The 17,018-nt window shown below is 61.8% G+C and carries 15 protein-coding genes; 11 read left to right on the top strand and 4 right to left on the bottom strand.

The window, feature by feature from the left end; all coding sequences use genetic code 11:
- Positions 1-200 precede the first annotated feature (200 nt).
- Positions 201-947: an NRDE family protein gene (locus CQ009_RS00435; RefSeq protein WP_105704603.1), complete on the bottom strand. Its 747-nt coding sequence runs from the start codon at positions 945-947 to the stop codon at positions 201-203.
- Positions 948-1,078: 131 nt separating this feature from the next.
- On the opposite strand from CQ009_RS00435, the gene CQ009_RS00430 reads away from it, so the two are divergent.
- From CQ009_RS00430 to CQ009_RS00420, 3 genes are all read left to right on the top strand, one after another.
- Complete coding sequence (locus CQ009_RS00430) at positions 1,079-1,861, top strand: sulfite exporter TauE/SafE family protein (RefSeq protein ID WP_102901369.1); 783 nt, start codon at positions 1,079-1,081, stop codon at positions 1,859-1,861.
- A gap of 77 nt (positions 1,862-1,938) precedes the next feature.
- A complete protein-coding gene (gene lgt / locus CQ009_RS00425; protein WP_007913003.1) occupies positions 1,939-2,754 on the top strand; it encodes a prolipoprotein diacylglyceryl transferase in 816 nt (271 codons plus the stop codon).
- 50 nt (positions 2,755-2,804) lie between these two features.
- Positions 2,805-3,776 (top strand): thymidylate synthase, encoded by a 972-nt coding sequence (locus CQ009_RS00420; RefSeq protein WP_064388035.1) that lies wholly within the window; start codon positions 2,805-2,807, stop codon positions 3,774-3,776.
- 125 nt (positions 3,777-3,901) lie between these two features.
- Here CQ009_RS00420 and cadR read toward each other — a convergent pair whose 3' ends face one another.
- Positions 3,902-4,351, bottom strand: coding sequence for a Cd(II)/Pb(II)-responsive transcriptional regulator (cadR, locus tag CQ009_RS00415; protein ID WP_105704602.1), 450 nt, complete (start codon positions 4,349-4,351; stop codon positions 3,902-3,904).
- A gap of 84 nt (positions 4,352-4,435) precedes the next feature.
- On the opposite strand from cadR, the gene CQ009_RS00410 reads away from it, so the two are divergent.
- From CQ009_RS00410 to CQ009_RS00380, 7 genes are all read left to right on the top strand, one after another.
- Positions 4,436-6,745 (top strand): heavy metal translocating P-type ATPase, encoded by a 2,310-nt coding sequence (locus CQ009_RS00410; protein ID WP_105704601.1) that lies wholly within the window; start codon positions 4,436-4,438, stop codon positions 6,743-6,745.
- A gap of 13 nt (positions 6,746-6,758) precedes the next feature.
- Positions 6,759-7,622: a LysR family transcriptional regulator gene (locus CQ009_RS00405; RefSeq protein WP_064388038.1), complete on the top strand. Its 864-nt coding sequence runs from the start codon at positions 6,759-6,761 to the stop codon at positions 7,620-7,622.
- A gap of 221 nt (positions 7,623-7,843) precedes the next feature.
- Positions 7,844-8,920, top strand: a complete 1,077-nt coding sequence (locus tag CQ009_RS00400; RefSeq protein ID WP_105704600.1) for a putative 2-aminoethylphosphonate ABC transporter ATP-binding protein — start codon at positions 7,844-7,846, stop codon at positions 8,918-8,920.
- Positions 8,920-10,644 (top strand): putative 2-aminoethylphosphonate ABC transporter permease subunit, encoded by a 1,725-nt coding sequence (locus tag CQ009_RS00395; RefSeq protein ID WP_105704599.1) that lies wholly within the window; start codon positions 8,920-8,922, stop codon positions 10,642-10,644. The genes CQ009_RS00400 and CQ009_RS00395 overlap by 1 nt, the downstream gene beginning before the upstream one ends.
- Before the next feature lie 35 nt (positions 10,645-10,679).
- A complete protein-coding gene (locus CQ009_RS00390; protein WP_105704598.1) occupies positions 10,680-11,705 on the top strand; it encodes a putative 2-aminoethylphosphonate ABC transporter substrate-binding protein in 1,026 nt (341 codons plus the stop codon).
- 126 nt (positions 11,706-11,831) lie between these two features.
- Positions 11,832-12,965, top strand: a complete 1,134-nt coding sequence (locus CQ009_RS00385; protein WP_105704597.1) for a TIGR03364 family FAD-dependent oxidoreductase — start codon at positions 11,832-11,834, stop codon at positions 12,963-12,965.
- The gene (locus CQ009_RS00380; protein WP_105704596.1) at positions 12,965-13,522 is read left to right on the top strand and encodes a phosphonate degradation HD-domain oxygenase; all 558 of its coding nucleotides are present in this window, start codon (positions 12,965-12,967) and stop codon (positions 13,520-13,522) included. The genes CQ009_RS00385 and CQ009_RS00380 overlap by 1 nt, the downstream gene beginning before the upstream one ends.
- Positions 13,523-13,625: 103 nt before the next feature.
- Here CQ009_RS00380 and CQ009_RS00375 read toward each other — a convergent pair whose 3' ends face one another.
- Positions 13,626-15,002 carry a GTPase/DUF3482 domain-containing protein gene (locus CQ009_RS00375; protein WP_105704595.1) on the bottom strand — a complete coding sequence of 459 codons (1,377 nt, stop codon included), beginning with the start codon at positions 15,000-15,002 and terminating at the stop codon, positions 13,626-13,628.
- Positions 14,995-16,368, bottom strand: coding sequence for a DUF2868 domain-containing protein (locus tag CQ009_RS00370; RefSeq protein ID WP_064388045.1), 1,374 nt, complete (start codon positions 16,366-16,368; stop codon positions 14,995-14,997). Before CQ009_RS00370 ends, CQ009_RS00375 begins: the two co-directional genes overlap by 8 nt.
- Positions 16,369-16,453: 85 nt before the next feature.
- Between CQ009_RS00370 and CQ009_RS00365 the strand changes: the two genes are divergently transcribed.
- The gene (locus CQ009_RS00365; RefSeq protein WP_105704594.1) at positions 16,454-16,966 is read left to right on the top strand and encodes a dihydrofolate reductase; all 513 of its coding nucleotides are present in this window, start codon (positions 16,454-16,456) and stop codon (positions 16,964-16,966) included.
- Positions 16,967-17,018: the final 52 nt, after the last annotated feature.

Genomic DNA, 17,018 nt, shown 5'->3' with positions numbered 1-17,018 from the left:
AGCCCCTCATCGGAACGCCGCCCGCCTAACCCTCTCCCAGAGGGAGAGGGGACTGATTGGGGGATGCTGCAGAACTCCGCCGACCTGAAAGTTCTGTGTTGAATCCATAATCAACTCAGTCTTTCAGGTCGATGTATGGCCCAAGACACCTCGGTCGGCCCCCTCTCCCTTTGGGAGAGGGCTGGGGTGAGGGTTTGCTCTTAGACACAAACCTCAACTTCCCCAAGATGCCCGCCATACGGCCCAAAACTCCGCTCGACCATCCGCCGCGTCCCATCCGCCTGCACCACCAACGCCGTACTCGCCCGCGTCCCATAACTCTGGCTGGCAATAAACACACTCGACAACAATGACTCCGTCGCCAGACCCACCCCGGTATCCGGCAATTCCACATCCGGCGCGGTCTGGGCATCGCTTAGCAAATCGAGCAAGTGCTGTGGTTGCGGATCATCCAGCACCGCACTCAACCCAGCCTTGGCCTTGAGCAACTTCGGCCACGGCGTATCCAGCCCGGCATTGGAGAGCCCGTAAACACCGGGCTCCAGCATGATCGGCTCTGACAGCCGCGCATTGAAATGCCACAGCTCATGACTATTGCCGAGCAGCAGGTTGAACCCGGCATATTCCGCCGAACGCCCAACCACATCGATCAAATAATCATCAATCGACAGATCACCGGTCAGAAACCGCGCCACCAGTTCCCCTCGCGATTTACGCGCCGGCGGCTGCTGCGGATCACGAATATTGGTCAGCGCCGCAAAGCGCCCGTTAGCACCAATCCCCAGCCAGGTGCCGCCGGCTTCAAGATCACGCCCGGCATGCACATGCGGCGCTTCCGGCCATTGCGCCAGCGGCAGGCTCGGCCGGGCGTAGAATTCGTCACGGTTGGCCGCGACGATCAGCGGCTGGGCATGGCCCGGGCGCCAGGCGAAAACAATCAGGCACATAAGGTGGTCCTTGTGTGTTTTTTGCTCACTCTACGCATCCGGCGTCCGTGCATCCATCGCCAGTGGAGCCAAAGGGTGTGCATCCGTTACCATGCCGCTCCGGTTTTGGGATGCGGTCTGGGGAGACGGTCATGGAATTTCTGCTCTATCTGGCGCTGGGCGCCTGTGCGGGCGTGCTGGCCGGACTGTTTGGCGTCGGCGGCGGGATCATCATCGTCCCGGTGCTGGTGTTCAGTTTCACCTTGCAGGGCTTTGATCAATCGATTCTCACCCATCTGGCGGTCGGGACGTCGCTGGCGACGATCATCTTCACCTCGGTCAACGCCGTGCGTGAGCATCATCGACGAGGCGCGGTGCGCTGGCCGATCTTCATGTGGATGGCCGTCGGCATTCTGCTCGGTGCAGGTTTCGGTGCGCTGACCGCTGAAGCGATTTCCGGCCCGCACTTGCAAAAGATCATCGGCGTGTTTGCCTTGATCATCTCGGTGCAACTGGCGCTGGACATCAAACCCAAGGCCAGCCGAACGGTGCCGGGTAAACTCGGTCTGACCGTGGCCGGCAGTGTGATCGGCTGGGCCTCGGCGATTTTTGGCGTCGGCGGTGGTTCGCTGACCGTGCCGTTCCTGACCTGGCGCAGCGTGCCGATGCAGCAAGCGGTGGCGACCTCGTCGGCCTGCGGTCTGCCAATCGCCTTGGTCAGTGCATTAAGTTTCATGATTCTGGGCTGGCACGATCCGTTGTTGCCGCCGCATAGTCTCGGTTTTGTGTATTTGCCGGCGTTGTTGGGCATCGCCCTGACCAGCATGATCTTCGCCCGTATCGGCGCGCGTTTGGCGCATCGGTTGTCGCCGCGCTTGCTGAAACGGCTGTTCGCCGCTTTGCTGTTCAGCGTGGGTGTGAGCTTCCTGCTGTAACCGTCGCAATCCTGGCTTAATCCTGAGGTGGCAGCGTCGCCCGGGAATTTTGGTTTCAACTCTAACGAGGAGTCGCAATGCTGCCTTACCCGCAGATCGACCCGGTGGCTTTGGCCATCGGTCCGCTGAAAATCCACTGGTACGGTCTGATGTACCTGATCGGCATCGGCGGTGCGTGGCTGCTGGCGTCGCGCCGGCTCAACCGTTTCGACCCGACCTGGACCAAGGAGAAACTCTCCGACATGGTCTTCTGGATGTCGATGGGCGTGATCGTCGGCGGACGTCTGGGCTATGTGCTGTTCTACGATCTGAGCGCTTATCTGGCCAACCCGACGCTGATTTTCGAAGTGTGGAAGGGCGGCATGTCGTTCCACGGCGGCTTCATCGGGGTGATGCTGGCCGCGTTGTGGTTCGGCAAGCGCAATGGCAAGTCGTTCTTCCAGTTGATGGACTTCGTCGCGCCAATGGTGCCGATCGGTCTGGGCGCCGGGCGCATCGGTAACTTCATCAACGCCGAGTTGTGGGGCAAAGCCACCGACGTGCCGTGGGCCATGGTCTTCCCGCCATTCAGCGATCCGGCGCAGCTGCCGCGTCACCCGTCGCAGCTGTATCAGTTCGCGCTCGAAGGCGTGGCGCTGTTCCTGATCCTGTGGATTTTCTCGCGCAAACCGCGTCCGACCATGGCCGTTTCTGGCATGTTCGCGCTGTTCTACGGCATCTTCCGTTTCATCGTCGAATTCGTCCGCGTACCGGATGCGCAGTTGGGCTATCTGGCCTGGAACTGGCTGACCATGGGCCAGGTGCTCTGCGTGCCGATGATCGTCGGCGGGCTGTTCCTGATCTGGCTGGCCTATCGTCGCGCACCGGCAGCACCGCTCGCGCCGACGGCTTAAACTACGAACCCCGGCGCGCGACGCCGGGGCTCAAAGGACACAGGTAACTCATGAAGCAATATCTCGAACTGGTCTCGCACGTCATCAAGAACGGCAGCAAACAGGCCAACCGCACCGGCATCAACACCATCAGCTTTCCGGGTGCGATGCTGCGTTTCGATCTGCAGGAAGGTTTTCCGGCGATCACCACGCGCAAAATGGCCTTCAAATCGGCCATCGGCGAGATGTGCGGATTTCTCCGTGGCGTGAACAACGCCGCTGAATTCCGTGCGCTGGGCTGCAAGGTCTGGGACCAGAACGCCAACGAAAACGCGCAGTGGCTGGCCAACCCGTTCCGTCAGGGCGACGATGACCTCGGCGAAATCTACGGCGTGCAATGGCGCAAATGGCCGGCGTACAAGCAGATCCCGCTGAGCAACACCGCCGCCATCGAGCAAACCTTGAGCAACGGCTACAAGCAGATCGCTCAGGGCGAAGAAGACGGCCAGGCCTACGTGGTGCTGTACAAAGCCATCGACCAGGTGCGTCAGTGCGTCGACACGATCATCAACGATCCGGGCAGTCGTCGTATTCTGTTCCACGGCTGGAACGTCGCCCAGCTGGATGAAATGGCCCTGCCGCCGTGCCACCTGCTGTACCAGTTCCACCCGAATGTCGAGACCAAGGAAATTTCCCTGACCCTCTACATCCGCTCCAACGATCTGGGTCTGGGCACCCCATTCAACCTCACCGAAGGCGCCGCGCTGCTGAGCCTGATCGGTCGCCTGACCGGCTACACGCCGCGCTGGTTCACCTATTTCATCGGTGATGCGCACGTCTACGAGAACCATCTGGACATGCTCAACGAACAGCTCAAGCGCGAGCCATTCGCCATGCCGAAACTGAAAATCTCCGACCGCGTGCCGGAGTTTGCCAAGACGGGTGTGTACCAGCCGGAATGGCTGGAACTGGTCGAACCGAGCGACTTCTCGCTGGAAGGCTATGAGCACCACGCGCCAATGACCGCGCCAATGGCGGTCTAAGCCGTTGCATAAAACCCCTGTGGGAGCGAGCCTGCTCGCGAAGAGGGCGTGTCAGTCATAGAGATGTCGACTGATACACCGCTTTCGCGAGCAGGCTCGCTCCCACATTTGGTTTTGCGTGAGTCTTAATGGCCGTGGCTGCGGCCTACGTGGGAGTGTTCCACTTCCGTCGCGACAACCCCGCCACTCACTTCCAGCCGCTGCAATATCCCGCATTGATCAGCCATCGGCCCTTCGCCACAACGTTGGCGCAGGTCGAGCAGCTGTGTCTGCAACGCCAACAAGCCATCAATCCGCGCCTTCACATGCTGAATATGCTCATCGATCAATGCATTGACGCTCTCGCATTGGTCCTGCGGGCTATCACGCAAGGCGAGCAGGCTGCGGATTTCTTCGAGGGTCATGTCGAGGGTGCGGCAGTTGCGGATGAAGGTCAGGCGTTCGGCGTGGGCCTGAGTGTAGACGCGGTAGTTGCCGTCGCTGCGGGCCGGTTCCGGCAGCAGGTTTTCGCGCTCATAATAGCGGATGGTTTCCACGGCGCAGTCGGTGAGTCTGGCCAGTTCTCCGATCTTCATGACGGCAATCTCCAAAAGGGTGCTTGACCCTATAGTGGCTACAGGGTCTTTACTTGGCAACAGGCACCTTCACGGACGCGACCAATGAGCGATTCCCAGCACACCCATAAGCCCGGCGACGGCCACGATCACAGTCATAAATTGCAGCCTGTGCATAAACATTCACACGGCGGCGATGCTTGCTGTGGGTCAAAAGTCGCAGCGCCGGCACCGGTTCATGCGCACGCAGATTCCTGCTGCTCGTCGAAAGTCGCTGCGCCTGCGTTGGTGCAATTGGGCGAAAAAACCAGTGCCGATGCGCGCCTGAGCAGCTTCCGCATCGAGGCGATGGACTGCCCGACCGAGCAAAGCCTGATTCAGAACAAGCTCGGCAAACTCGCCGGTGTGCAGCAACTGGAATTCAATCTGATCAATCGCGTACTCGGTGTGACCCACAATCTGCCAGGCACCGAACCGATCATCGAGGCGATCAAATCCCTCGGCATGCACGCCGAGCCGCTGGAGGCGGGCGTCGAAGCGCCGGCCCCGGCACCGGTTAAAAAACACTGGTGGCCGCTGGCGTTGTCCGGTGTCGGCGCGCTCGCCGCTGAAGTCATCCACTTCACCAACGCGGCACCGACCTGGGTGGTGGCGATCATCGCGCTGGTGTCGATCCTCAGCGGTGGCCTGACCACCTATAAAAAGGGCTGGATCGCCCTGAAAAACCGCAACCTCAACATCAACGCGCTGATGAGCATCGCCGTCACCGGTGCCATCCTTATCGGCCAATGGCCGGAAGCGGCGATGGTGATGTTCCTGTTCACCGTCGCCGAGTTGATCGAAGCGCGCTCGCTGGACCGTGCGCGCAACGCGATCAGTGGTCTGATGCAGATGACGCCGGAGCAAGCCACGGTGTTGCAGGCTGACGGTTCGTGGATTGAGCTGGACGTGAAAAGCGTCGAACTCGGCGCCCGCGTACGAGTGAAACCCGGCGAGCGCATTGCGCTAGACGGCGAAGTGCTCAGCGGCAACTCGACCATCGACCAGGCACCGATCACCGGCGAAAGCCTGCCGGTCGAAAAAACCGTCGGTGATAAAGTCTTCGCCGGCACCATCAACCAGGCCGGTTCGCTGGAATACACGGTGACCGCAGCGGCGAACAATTCGACACTGGCGCGAATCATCCACGCCGTCGAGCAGGCCCAAGGCGCGCGCGCACCGACCCAGCGCTTCGTCGATCAGTTTTCGAAAATCTACACGCCGGTGGTGTTCGTGTTTGCCTTGGCCGTGGCGATCATTCCGCCGCTGTTCATGGGCGCCGTGTGGTTCGACTGGATCTACCGCGCGCTGGTGCTGTTGGTGGTGGCGTGCCCATGTGCACTGGTGATTTCCACCCCGGTGACCATCGTCAGCGGCCTCGCCGCAGCGGCGCGCAAAGGCATTCTGGTCAAGGGCGGCGTGTATCTGGAGGGCGGTTTCAAACTGGATTATCTGGCGCTGGATAAAACCGGCACGATCACCCATGGCAAACCGGTGCAGACCGATTACCTGTCCCTCGACCCAATCGCCGATGCCACCGCACCGGCAATCGCCGCTGCACTGGCCGGTCGCTCCGATCACCCGGTGTCGCTGGCCATCGCCAACGCTGCTGTGGATAAAAACTTCGCCGCGCTGATTGTGGATAACTTCGAAGCGCTGGGCGGTCGTGGCGTCAAAGGCGAAATCAATGGCCAGACTTACCATTTGGGCAACCATCGTCTGGTCGAAGAACTCGGCCTGTGCTCGCCAGCACTGGAAGAAAAACTCTTCGCCCTGGAGAAACAGGGCAAATCCGTGGTGCTGCTGCTCGCTAGCTCCGGCCCGCTGGCGCTGTTCGCCGTGGCCGATACCGTCAAGGAAACCAGCCGCGAAGCGATCCGCCAGTTGCATGCACTGGGGGTGAAAACCCTGATGCTCACCGGCGACAACGTCCACACCGCCCAGGCGATTGCCGCGCAGGTCGGCATCGACGAGGCACGTGGCTATTTGCTGCCGACCGACAAACTGCAAGCCATCGAAGACCTTTATGCACAGGGTCGGCGGGTCGGCATGGTCGGCGACGGCATCAACGACGCGCCGGCACTGGCCCGCGCCGAGATCGGTTTTGCCATGGCTGCTGCCGGTACTGATACCGCGATTGAAACCGCCGATGTCGCCCTGATGGACGATGATCTGCGCAAGATCCCGGCGTTCATCAGCCTGTCGCGCAATACCGCCAGCATCCTGAAACAGAACATCGCGCTGGCGCTGGTGATCAAGGCTATCTTTCTTGCGGTAACCTTCGCCGGACTCGCCACCATGTGGATGGCGGTGTTTGCCGACATGGGCGTGAGCCTGTTGGTGGTGTTCAACGGTTTGCGCCTGCTGCGCAAATAGATGAGGAAAGGTTGTGCTGAGTGCCGAGCTGAAAGCGTTTTACATGGTCGCCCGCCTGGGCAGCATCACGCTGGCGGCGAAAAAACTCGGCCTCAGCCAACCGACCGTGACCACGCAGATCCGCAATCTGGAAAGTCAGTATTCGGTGGAGCTGTTCTACCGTGGCGGTCGACGCCTGAGCGTCAGCGACGAAGGCGCGCGGTTGCTGCCGATGGTCAAGACGCTGTTGCAGCAGGAAGCCGACATCGAATTTTTCCTGCGCAACAGCGGTCAGGTGCAGGGCACGTTGCGCATCGCCGCTACGGCGCCTTATTACATCCTCGATCTGGTGAAGACCTTTCGCGAGCGCCTGCCGCAGGTGGAAGTGTCGGTGGAAATCGGTAATTCGCAGCAGGTGCTCGAAGCGTTGGAGGACTATCGGGTGGATATCGCCGCGTCGTCGCAATTGCTCGATGACGCGCGGTTGATCCGCCGGGTGCTGGGCACGGATCCGCTGGTGCTGGCGGTGCATCGCAATCATCCGCTGGCGGCACAGGAACATGTGGCGTTGAGTGCACTGGCCGGGCACACGTTGTTGATGCGTGAATCCGGTTCGACTACACGGCGGTTGACCGAAGAGTTGCTGGCGACTGCGGGGGTGAGTTTCGGTCCGTTGCTGGAGATTGGCAGTCGTGAGTCGATTCGTGAGGCGGTGTTGCGCAATATCGGCATCAGCATCATTGCCCGCCAGGAAGTGCCGCATGATCCGCAGTTGCGCGTGCTGACGATCGAGAATGCGCCGCAGATTCCTGAGTACCTCTATTGCCTGAAAGAGCGCAAGGGCGCGCGGTTGCCGGCGGCGTTCCTCGGCTTGGCCCAAGAAATGTCCCCCGCGTAATGATCGTTCCCACGCTCCGCGTGGGAACGCAGCCCGGGACGCTCTGCGTCCCAACAGCCGAACGCGGAGCGTCCGATGAGGCATTCCCACGCAGAGCGTGGGAACGATCTCTGGTGAACCAAAATCCCTGAATACCACTATCGGCCGTTTTTGCCTCGTTGCCACATGACGGACGCATTACAACTCTAGGATTGGCCCCATCTGCTTGATGAGGTCTGTCCATGAATCCTGCCATCGCAACTGCCCTGACCAACCCCGGTGCGCCGATGAAAGTGCGCGGCGTGCAGAAACGCTTCGGCGCGTTTACTGCGCTGGATAATGTCTCCCTCGACGTCGCCGCCGGTGAACTGGTGTGCCTGCTCGGCCCGTCGGGCTGCGGCAAAACCACCTTGCTGCGCTGCATCGCCGGTCTGGAGAAGCAGGACAGCGGCGAGCTGTACCTCGGTGACCGCGACGTCTCGCACCTCGCCCCGCAAGCCCGCGACTACGGGATTCTGTTCCAGTCTTACGCGCTGTTCCCCAATCTGACCGTCGAGGCGAACATTGCCTACGGCCTTGCTGGCAGCGGTCGCGATGAAGTGCGCCAGCGCGTCGGACAGATGCTGGAACTGGTCGGCCTCACCGGCAGCGAGAAAAAGTACCCCGGCCAGTTGTCCGGCGGCCAGCAACAGCGCGTTGCTCTGGCTCGGGCCTTGGCGCCGGCACCGTCGCTGCTGTTGCTCGATGAACCGATGTCCGCCCTCGACGCCCGTGTCCGTGAGCATCTGTGCACCGAACTGCGCCAACTGCAACGCAGCCTCGGCATCACCACCCTGATGGTCACGCACAATCAGGACGAAGCGATGCTCATGGCTGATCGCATCGCCGTGATGAACAACGGCCGCGTCGAGCAGTACGCCACCCCGCAGGAAATCTACAACCGCCCGGCCACACCGTTCGTGGCCGAGTTTGTCGGGCAGGGCAACTGGCTGCCGTTCCAGCGCAGCAGTGACAGCCACGCGCAGGTCGGCGGGATGAATCTGCGCCTCAGCGATGGCAGCATTCAGCGCGCCTCGGGCCGTTTGTTTTGCCGCCCGGAAGCGATCAACGTCAATCCACCGGTGCACGAAGAAAACCTGTTCCCGGCCAAAGTCCGCGAAATCACCTTCCTCGGCAACCGCTGCCGCATGAGCTTCGAACTCGATCAACTGCCGGGCCACGCCTTGCTCGCCGAACTCGCGCCGGAAGCCATGCCGCGCCTCGGCGCCCAGCAAATCATGGTCGCCTTGCCGCCGCGCAGCCTGCAGGTGTTTGCCTGATGAACAGCAACCTCGCGCTGCCGCTACCGCACAAGCAGGTGCGCCAGACTTCGAAAGCCGAGATCGGCGATCGCATTTTTGTCGTCGGCGGCAAAGTGCTCTTGCTGCTGTTACTCGGCGTCGCGGTATTGCTGCCGTTGCTGGCGATCTTCTGGCGTGGCTTCAGCAGTGAAGCCGAGCAGGGCGGTGGCTGGGTCGCGGCGAAGGAGCTGGTGACCAGCGAGAATTTCCACTGGCTGCTCGGCAACAGCCTGAAAGTTTCCCTCAGCGTCGCGGCCATCGTCGTACCGCTGGCCTACCTGTTTGCCTACGCGCTGCAACGCACGTTGATTCCGGCGAAAGGCATCTGGCGCGGGATTTCCCTGCTGCCGCTGATGGCGCCGTCGATGCTGCCAGGCATTGCACTGGTCTATCTGTTCGGCAACCAGGGCATGTTGCGCGGGTTGCTCTCGGACAACATCTACGGGTTCTGGGGGATTGTGCTTGGCGAGGTGATTTACACCTTCCCGCATGCGTTGATGATTCTGCTCTCGGCGTTGTCGCTGGCCGATGCGCGACTGTTCGATGCAGCGTCGAGCATGGGCGCCAGTCCGGCCAAGGCGTTTCGCAGCATCACCTGGCCGGCGACGCGTCAGGCTGTGTTCGCCGCGTTCTGTCTGGTGTTCACCCTGACCATCACCGACTTCGGTGTGCCGGTGGTGGTCGGTGGCGACTATCAAGTGCTGGCGCTGGAAGCCTACAAAGCTGTGGTCGGCCAACAACAGTTCGGTCGCGGCGCATTGATCGGCATGGTGCTGTTGCTGCCGGCGCTGTTCAGCTTCGGCGTCGACGCCTGGCTACGTCGGCGTCACGGTGATTCCATGAGCGGTCGCGCGCAGGTGTTCAAACCGGCGCCGTCGAAGTTACGTGATGGCTGCTATCTGGCGATTGTCTTGCTGATCAGTGCCGCGTTGATTCTGGTGTTCGGCATGGCGGTGTTCTCCTCCTTGGTGAAATTCTGGCCGTACAACCTGTCGCTGTCACTCAACCACTACCAGTTCAACGAAACCGCTGGCGGTGGCTGGCTGGCTTACAGCAACAGTTTGAAGATGGCATTGGGCACGGCGCTGATCGGCAGCGTGCTGATTTTTACCGGCGCCTATCTGATGGAGAAAACCCGCAGCCAACGTGGCCTCAACCTGACCTTGCGCATGCTCAGTTTCGTGCCGATGGCGGTGCCGGGGCTGGTGCTCGGTCTGGGTTACGTCTTCTTCTTCAACCTCACGGGTAACCCGCTGCATGTGCTGTACGGGACGATGACGCTGCTGATTGTCTGCACCATTGCGCACTACCTGACCACTGCACAAATGACCGCGACCACCGCGCTGCGCCAACTCGACGGCGAGTTCGAAGCCGCCGCGTTGTCGCTCAAGGCGCCGCTGTACCGCCACTACCTGCGCGTCACCGTACCGATCTGCCTGCCGGCGCTGCTCGACATCGTGCGCTACCTGTTCGTCTCGGCGATGACCACGGTTTCTGCCGCGATCTTCCTCTACAGCCCCGACACCATCCTCGCGGCGGTCGCGGTGCTGAACATGGATGACGCCGGCAACGTCGGCGGCGCGGCGGCGATGTCGACCCTGATTCTGTTCACTTCGGCGGGCGTGTCCTTGCTGCTGGCGTGGGCTTCGCGCGGCTTGCTGCGCCGTTCTCAAGCCTGGCGACAAACCGCGCCTGGTCACTGATTCACACCCTCAACTCAAAAGACAGGATACCGATCATGTTCAAGCCTTTGGCCCTGGCCGCTGCTGTGTTCGCTACTTTCAGCCTGAATGCCTTCGCGGCAAAAACCGAGTTGACGGTGTACACCGCCCTCGAAGCCGAGCAACTGAAGTCCTACAAGGATGCCTTCGAAAAGGCCAACCCGGACGTCGAGATCAAATGGGTACGCGATTCCACCGGGATCATCACCGCCAAACTGCTCGCCGAAAAGGCCCGTCCGCAGGCTGACGCGGTGTGGGGCCTGGCTGCTTCGAGCCTGGCGATCCTCGATCAGCAAGGCATGCTGCAAAGCTACGCGCCGAAGGATCTCGGCAAGATCGGCGCGAACTACCGCGACGCCGCCAACCCGCCAGCGTGGGTCGGCATGGACGTCTGGGCCGCAACGATTTGCTTCAACACCGTCGAGGCCGAGAAGCAAGGTCTGAGCAAGCCAGTGAGCTGGCAGGATCTGACCAAGCCTGAGTACAAGGGCAAGATCGTCATGCCCAACCCGGCGTCGTCCGGCACCGGTTTCCTCGACGTCAGCGCTTGGCTGCAAACCTTCGGCGAGAAGCAGGGCTGGGCCTACATGGACGGTCTGCACCAGAACATCGGCCAGTACGTTCACTCCGGTTCCAAGCCTTGCAAACTGGCGGCGGCGGGCGAGTTTCCGATCGGGATTTCCTTTGAATACCCAGCGGTACAGCTCAAGCGTCAAGGCGCGCCGCTGGACATCATTCTGCCGAAGGAAGGTCTGGGCTGGGAGATCGAAGCGACCGCCGTGATCAAAGGCACGCCGCATGAAGAGGCCGCGAAGAAACTGGCTGACTTCTCCGCAAGCGCTGAGGCGATGGATCTGTACAAGGAGAACTTCGCTGTTCTTGCGCAACCGGGCATCGCCAAGCCGCAGACCGAACTGCCGGCCGACTACGAGCAGCGCCTGATCAAGAACGACTTTGCCTGGGCCTCGAAGAATCGCGACGAAATCCTGACCGAGTGGCGCAAGCGCTATGACGGCAAGTCCGAGAAAGTGGCGGCCAAGTAACCGTTGCCGATCGTTCCCACGCTCCGCGTGGGAATGAATCCCGTGACGCTCCGCGTCACTATGGACGCAGAGCGTCCTTGGCTGCATTCCCACGCGGAGCGTGGGAACGATCATTGAGGTAGCCTCATGACACAACTCAAAGACCTGCTGATCGTAGGCGCCGGCATCCTTGGCCTGTCCCATGCCTACGCCGCCGCCAAACGCGGTCTCAAGGTCGCCGTTTTCGAACGCACCGCCACCCCTCTCGGCGCCTCGGTGCGCAACTTCGGCCAGGCGCTGGTCACTGGCCAACCACCCGGCCAAATGCTTGAGCTAGCCAAGGCCAGCCGCGAGATTTGGGGCGACTGGGCGCAACTCGCCGGCCTGCAAATCAAGCGCAACGGCTCTTATCTCTTCGCAAGAACCGAAGCCGAAGAACACCTGCTCGACACCTTCTGTGCCGGCCGCGCCGTGGAACACGGCTACAACGTCGACCTGCTGCGCGGCGCCGCCCTGCGTGATCTCTACAACGGCCAGTTCAGCCACCACCGCGCCGCCCTCCACGGCATCGACGATCAACAGCTGTATTCGCGTGAAGCGATCCCAGCGCTGATCGACTACCTGCGCCGCGACCTCGGCGTCGAGTTTCACTTCTCGACATTAGTGCGCGACGTCGAACCCGGTCACCTGCACAGTACCGTCGGCAGCTTCACCGCGAAGCAGATCATCGTCTGCTCCGGCCACGATTATCAGACCTTGCTCGCGGAGCCGATCGCCGCGCTCGACCCGCAAATCTGCCGCCTGCAAATGCTCCGCGCCAAACCGCAGATCGACCTGAATCTGCAGCACGCCTTGCTCACCGGCCTGAGCTGCGTGCACTACGGCGCCTTCGCCGATCTGCCGGAAGCGGCGGCGGTGCAGGCGCAGATCCTGCGTGAGCAACCGCACCTGCACGACAACGGCATCCACCTGCTGATCAGCCCGACGCCGTACGGCGAACTGATCATCGGCGACTCACACCATTACGGCAGCGACCCTTCACCGTTCAACGCCGAGCAAGTCGATAACTGGATGCTTGAGCTGGCCGAGCAGACGCTAGGCTGCAAAGTGCAAGTGGTCGAGCGTTGGCAGGGCGTCTATGGTGCTCGGGGGCCGGGGCCGTTTTCGTCGCTGCGCCCGGCACCGGGGTTGAGTGTAGCGCTGATGCACACCGGGGTCGGCATGAGCGTCGGCCCGGCGCTGGCTGAACGCAATGTTGCGCAGTTGCTGGAGGAAGTTTGATGACATTTCACGAGCAAGTCGTCGCGCGTGTATTCGGGTTGTATGAACGCTTCGGCGCCAGCGATTACATCGGCGAACCGGTGTCGCAGATCGAGCACATGTCTCAGGCCGCCGAACTGGCAATCGCCGAAGGCTTTGATGATGAAGTGGTGTTGGCGGCGTTCTTCCACGACATCGGCCATTTGTGTGCCGAAGGCGCGGAGAATATGGGCGGTTATGGCGTGGTCAGTCATGAGCGGCTGGGCGCGGATTATTTGCGTGAGGCCGGTTTCAGCGAGCGCATGGCGCGGTTGGTGGAATATCACGTGCAGGCCAAGCGGTATCTGACGTTGCGTGAGCCGGAGTATTTTGATCGGTTGAGTGAGGCGAGTCGGCGGACGCTGGAGTATCAGGGCGGGGTGATGACGGAGGCGGAGGCGGATGTGTTTGAGCGGGATCCGTTGTGTGCGGTCAGCTTGCGGATGAGGCAATGGGATGAGCTGGCCAAGGAGATGGCGGTGCCGGTGATTGATCTGGCCGTATTGAAGGAGAAAGCGGCGCGATTGTTGGCTGCGTAAGTCGCTGGAGCGAGGTGCTGCCATCGCGAGCAGGCTCACTCCTACAAGGTGAACGCGATCCACTGTAGGAGTGAGCCTGCTCGCGATAGCGCCAGATCAGCCGCTACAAATCTTTGGCCAAAGACTCAATCTGCTCCTGCCGCTCCGCCTGATTCAACTTCGCCTGCGGATTCAACGACGACCACTGCGGATGCGCCCGCGCCTTGTTCAGCGCTTCCGGCAACTTGCCCTCACGCCAGTTCTTGTCCTGCGGCGTCGCCACCTGAACCGCGTCCATCGCCGCATGCCCACGCTGATCCAGCGCCAACACCAACTGCCGCTGACGCAACGCCAACAATCGCAACACCCCGTCATCCACCGTCAGCTCACGCTGCCCTTTGATCTTGCCCAGCAAGCGACTGCCATAACTGCGCGCCGTCTGTAGCGCGCCACCGGCAATCGCCCCCGCCAACGCCGCTGCACCAAGAGTAATCCCGCCAACCAGCAAATCCACGCCAGCCCCGGCCGCCGCGCCGGCAGCAATCCCGCCGCCCACGCGCACACCGAGTTGCTTCAAGGTTTCCGGGTTGAACAGGTCATCGCCCCAACGCCCATCCAGCAACGGCAAATCACTCGCCGCCGCATCCTGCGGGCGAAACGCATAGAGTTTGAGCAACGCCTCAACACACTTCTGTTCGCGCTGGCGCACAGCCTTGCGCAGTTCGCTGATGGCCTGCTGTTCCCGCTCGGCCTCGCTGACCACACTGCGCCGGCAAGCCGCACAGTCGATCAATAATTCAGCAATCAAACGCGCCGCACTTTGCTGCCGTGCGAGGCGCTGCGCCTGCTGATCGGCTATCAACCGCTCCAGTTGTGGCCGGGCGTTTTCCAGCAGCAGCGCGAGGCTTTCATACAGCCGGCGCTCGCCATCTTCAGGCGGCGCCACGCTGTCGAAACGCACCAGCGCATGCAGCCCTAGCCGCGCCAGTGCCTCGCGCCAATCCGGCTCGCGATGATTGGCGCTGCTGACAAAATTCAGCACCGGCAGCAGCGGTTTGCCACAACTGGCGAGCACTTCCAGCTCATCACGATATTTAGCCAGCACCGGTTCGCGCGCGTCGATCACATACAACCCGGCGTCCGAGGCGAGCAGCTGTCGCAGGACTTTGGCTTCCTGCTCGAAACGCTGGCGCGCCTCGCTGCCGTCGAGAAACCGCGCCAGTCGCGCCGGGCCATCAAGACGTTCGCCAGGGCGTTCCAGGCGCTCAAGAAAATCCAGCAGGGCGATGGCGTCTTCCAGTCCCGGCGTGTCGTACAGGTCGAGCAACGGTTCGCCGTCTACCGACAACCGCGCGCCTTCGACATGCCGCGTGGTGCTCGGGCGATGCGAGACTTCGCCGAAGCCGACATCGCGGGTCAGCGTGCGCAGCAGGGAGGTCTTGCCGACGTTGGTGTGGCCGACCACCGCGAGTTTCAGCGGCGCTTTCCAGGCTTCAGTCATGGCCAGTCTCCAACCAGTTCAGCGGCGCGCAATCGGCAAACTTCAGATCAAGCTGTTGCAGCGCGATGTGCCAGTCGCCGAGGCGTTCGGCATCCAGTGCTTCGCCGGGCGGCGCTTGCAGCAGCCACACGCGGGTTTCGCCAGCGCTACGCGCCAGTTCAGCAATCAGCGCGAGGCTGCCGCGATCCGGCGAGCGCCGTGGATCGCAGGCAATCGCCAGACGTGCTGGCGGAAAGCGACTGAGTTGTTCGAGGAGTTTATGGCGTGATTCGCGGCTGTCGAGAATGCCGGCGTCGCTGACGTTTTTCGGCAATGCCGGTGGCCATGGGCGTTGTTCGTCGAGTTCGATGGCGACCAGCAACGCGCCTTCGCTGACCAGCTCACCAACGCTGCTTTCAACCCGATGCAATTGCGCAGGCTCCGGATCATTGACGCCGAGGCGTTCGCTGGTCGGCATCAGACGTTCGCGCAGCTGCGCGTAGCCGGGCAGGTTCAAGTCCAGACGCAGCGCGGCTTTGCCGCTGTTCCAGCGCCAGAAACACAACAGCGTCAGCAGCAGACGCGGTAGCACGCCGTAGACCACCAACACGCCGACCAGCCATGTCGCCCAGGCCTGACGGGCGCTTTCGATGTCGAGCGCGCCGTCGCCGCTGGCGCGGATCATCTCCACCGTCGGCACATTGAAACCGAGCAGCGACGGCAGATAGCCCAGGGCATGAGTGACGTTGATAAAGGTGTCGGCGCTGAGAATCGTGGTTTCCCAGACAAAGCCGTAGCGCCGGGTCGCCATCAATGTCAGCAGCAGAATCAATGCGCTGAACATCGCCAGCAGCCACAAACCGTTGACCAGCGAACCGAGCGCCCAGCGATTGAGTTTCTTGCGTTGCAGCATCAGCAGCAGGGCGGGCGCCAGTTGCGCGGCTTTGGCGTCGCGAGCCATTTTCTCGCTGAGCCATAACCACAACCGTCCGAGCGTGGCACCGTGTTCGCCGGCAAAGATCAAACCCAGCAGCCAGCTCAGCAACAGTATCAGGTTCAGCCCGAGCAGACTGCCCAAGGCCCAGAACACATTGACCGGCGTTTGGCCGAGTGCGGCGAAGGCCAGACCGGCGCCGCTCAATACCGCGAAGATCATCAGCAACACCAGCGCCAGACGCGCGCCTTGCAGCCAGTGTCTGAGGGCATTGGTCAGCCCGTCACGCTCGGCCAGCCAAAGCGCGCGGCGTTGAATGCGGCCCGGCAGATCGCCGCCGGCCGTACGCGCCAGACGATTGGCTTCCAGGTCATCCAAGGGGCCTGCGTGTTCTTCGCGCAGGCGCACGGTCTCGGTGAGCCAGAGGTTTTGCAGTGGAGTCAGTTCAGTCACGCGGCATCCCGTCGCTCAATTGAGCGCTGAGCATAACCGCTGTGGCGCTTATCCGGGTACGCGCGGCTCTGGTATCCTCGCCGGCATGACTAAATCACTCCCCCTCAGCCTGATCGCAGCCCTTGGTGAAAACCGCGTGATCGGCGTCGACAACAGCATGCCCTGGCACCTGCCGGGGGACTTCAAATACTTCAAGGCCACGACGCTCGGCAAGCCGATTATCATGGGGCGCAAGACCTGGGATTCGCTCGGTCGTCCGCTGCCGGGGCGTTTGAACATCGTGGTCAGCCGTCAGGCCGATCTGCTGCTCGAAGGTGCCGAGGTGTATCCGTCGCTGGAAGCTGCCGTGGTTCGCGCCGAGGAGTGGGCGAAGGCGCAGGGCGTTGATGAGCTGATGCTGATTGGTGGTGCGCAGTTGTACGCGCAAGGGCTGGCGCAGGCGGATCGTCTGTATCTGACCCGCGTGGCGTTGAGCCCGGAGGGGGATGCGTGGTTTCCTGAGTTTGATTTGAACCAGTGGAAACTGGTGTCGAATGTGCCGAATCCGGCTGAAGGCGATAAACCCGCGTACAGCTTTGAGGTTTGGGAAAAGGCTTAAAAAGCATCGTCGGAACGCCGCCCGGAGCAAGCTCACTCCTACAAGGGGGAAC

Source organism: Pseudomonas sp. MYb2, assembly GCF_002979955.1.
GTDB lineage: Bacteria > Pseudomonadota > Gammaproteobacteria > Pseudomonadales > Pseudomonadaceae > Aquipseudomonas.
This window is presented reverse-complemented; position numbering and strand designations above follow the sequence as displayed.

Excerpts from the sequence above, each read along its gene's own strand:
- CQ009_RS00435 (WP_105704603.1), bottom strand. The coding sequence starts at position 947 with ATGTGCCTGATTGTTTTCGCCTGGCGCCCGGGCCATGCCCAGCCGCTG.
- CQ009_RS00430 (WP_102901369.1), top strand. The coding sequence starts at position 1,079 with ATGGAATTTCTGCTCTATCTGGCGCTGGGCGCCTGTGCGGGCGTGCTG.
- lgt (WP_007913003.1), top strand. The coding sequence starts at position 1,939 with ATGCTGCCTTACCCGCAGATCGACCCGGTGGCTTTGGCCATCGGTCCG.
- CQ009_RS00420 (WP_064388035.1), top strand. The coding sequence starts at position 2,805 with ATGAAGCAATATCTCGAACTGGTCTCGCACGTCATCAAGAACGGCAGC.
- cadR (WP_105704602.1), bottom strand. The coding sequence starts at position 4,351 with ATGAAGATCGGAGAACTGGCCAGACTCACCGACTGCGCCGTGGAAACC.
- CQ009_RS00410 (WP_105704601.1), top strand. The coding sequence starts at position 4,436 with ATGAGCGATTCCCAGCACACCCATAAGCCCGGCGACGGCCACGATCAC.
- CQ009_RS00400 (WP_105704600.1), top strand. The coding sequence starts at position 7,844 with ATGAATCCTGCCATCGCAACTGCCCTGACCAACCCCGGTGCGCCGATG.
- CQ009_RS00395 (WP_105704599.1), top strand. The coding sequence starts at position 8,920 with ATGAACAGCAACCTCGCGCTGCCGCTACCGCACAAGCAGGTGCGCCAG.
- CQ009_RS00390 (WP_105704598.1), top strand. The coding sequence starts at position 10,680 with ATGTTCAAGCCTTTGGCCCTGGCCGCTGCTGTGTTCGCTACTTTCAGC.
- CQ009_RS00385 (WP_105704597.1), top strand. The coding sequence starts at position 11,832 with ATGACACAACTCAAAGACCTGCTGATCGTAGGCGCCGGCATCCTTGGC.
- CQ009_RS00380 (WP_105704596.1), top strand. The coding sequence starts at position 12,965 with ATGACATTTCACGAGCAAGTCGTCGCGCGTGTATTCGGGTTGTATGAA.
- CQ009_RS00375 (WP_105704595.1), bottom strand. The coding sequence starts at position 15,002 with ATGACTGAAGCCTGGAAAGCGCCGCTGAAACTCGCGGTGGTCGGCCAC.
- CQ009_RS00365 (WP_105704594.1), top strand. The coding sequence starts at position 16,454 with ATGACTAAATCACTCCCCCTCAGCCTGATCGCAGCCCTTGGTGAAAAC.